This is a genomic window from Vibrio sp. 2132-1 (assembly GCF_033344315.1).
Map to the genome: position 1 here is coordinate 1 of NZ_JAWPON010000610.1, position 581 is coordinate 581.

Genomic DNA, 581 nt, shown 5'->3' on the forward strand with positions numbered 1-581 from the left:
ATAGCTGATTTTACCGGACTTTGTTAAGTTCGCTTGGATACGCATGATCGCCGTAAACACATGATTCAATTGGGTACGGCAGCGTACTTCGCCTTCCCAAACATTCTCGCGCCCTAACTTATTCCAAATGTTTAGCGTCTCTTCGAGGTCTTCAGGAAGCAAAATCAGGCTGTGGGCATTCGAGCCTTTCACTTGTTCGGTAGAATAACCCATCATGTTTTCAAACTCTTGGTTGACCATGATGATGCGAAGCGATGCGTCAGAAATCATGACGGCGGTCATACCGTCGAGTGCGGCACGGGCTAACTTCGATTCCACACTATGGCGACGGTAATGCAGCGCCAACGCGGTAATTGGCAAAGTGAAAACCAGTACAAGACTTAATACAAACAAGGATTCTTGAATAAGGTCATTGATGTCGCGCGTCGCTCTTTTTGACAACTGCTCATTCGAGAGGTCGATGATGAGATGCAAAGGTTCGTTGGAGACAAACTTAATCGAGCTAAACGCAATCAAATGTTCACCGTTATAAGAGTACCCCGCTTGCTCAGATACCACTCGCGGCCATATATCTGGATACA

The 581-nt window shown here is 46.5% G+C and carries 1 protein-coding gene; it reads right to left on the bottom strand.

Translation table 11 applies throughout. The features are described from left to right. Positions 1 to 581: PAS domain S-box protein (locus R8N47_RS26945; protein WP_318186333.1), on the bottom strand; the 581-nt coding region annotated here is incomplete at both ends.